General features: G+C 74.0%; 1 protein-coding gene. It reads right to left on the reverse strand.

Annotated elements, in window-relative coordinates; all coding sequences use genetic code 11:
• Positions 1–997: FAD-binding oxidoreductase (locus tag ABZV34_RS39880; RefSeq protein ID WP_356288340.1), on the reverse strand; the 997-nt coding region annotated here is incomplete at its 3' end.
• Between the last annotated feature and the right edge of the window lie 101 nt (positions 998–1,098).

Below are 1,098 nucleotides of genomic sequence, written 5' to 3' on the forward strand. Positions count from 1 at the left end.
GCAGTGCCGCGCCGGAGCCCGGGTCGAGCTGGGCCACCCGCAGCGAGGAGGCGTCGAGGAGCTCCGCCGTACGGGCGCCCGCCGCGAGCAGCGCGGGCAGTGCGTCGGTGGCCTCGGCGATTCCCGGCAGGATCAGCAGGCCGGTGGCGGCGTGGGGGAGGACCGGGACCGTACGGAAGACGGCCTCTCCGACGAAGCCCAGCGTGCCCTCGCTGCCGATCATCAGGTGGGCCAGCAGATCGGCCGGAGTGGAGTGGTCCAGAAAGGAGTTGAGCCCGTACCCCATGGTGTTCTTCATCGCGAAGAGCCGCTCCACGGTGGCGCGGGCCTGCGGTGAGGTCCGCACCCGGTCACGCAACCGGACCAGACCGGCGTGGAGTTCGGGCTCCTTGGCACGCAGCCGCTCGTCGGCGTCCGGTGCACCGGAGTCGATCACCGTGCCCGAGGGCAGCACGAACTGCAGGGACTCCATGGTGTGGTACGCGTTGTCCTGGGTGCCGCAGTTCATGCCGCTGGAGTTGTTGGCGACCAGCCCGCCGATCGTGCAGGCCGACTCGCTGGCCGGGTCGGGACCGAGCCGCCTGCCGTACCGCGCGAGCCGCGTATTGGCCTGACGAACCGTCAGCCCCGGCTGCAGGCGGACGCGGTGACCGTCGTCGAGCACCTCGGCCTTGCGCCAGTGGCTGCGCACGTCCACCAGGATCCCGTCACCGCCTGCCTGTCCGGCCAGACTCGTCCCACCGGAGCGCAGGGTCAGCGGAAGCCCCGCCGCTCGGGCGCCCGCCATCAGCGCACCCACCTCGGCCGCCGACGCGGCGCGGACCACGGCCTGCGGAGCGAGGAGATACGGCGACGCGTCGTGCGCCGCCGCGACCCGGCGGGGAAGGTCGGTCGACACCCGCCGGGGGTCGTCGACACAGGACCGCAGCAACGCGGCCAGGTCCGAGGGGCGTTCACCGGGGTTCGCCGGAGTCGGGACGGAACGGGGGCGGCTCATGAATGCTCCGGGAGGTGTGCGGGTCCGGGACGGCCGGCCGCCCGGACGGTGCGAGAGGGGAGGGACGCCGAGGCCGGGGGGGGGGGAGGCGGGGGACCGGC

Origin of the sequence: Streptomyces sp. NPDC005195 (assembly GCF_040608315.1) — a bacterium.
Lineage (GTDB): Bacteria > Actinomycetota > Actinomycetes > Streptomycetales > Streptomycetaceae > Streptomyces > Streptomyces kaempferi.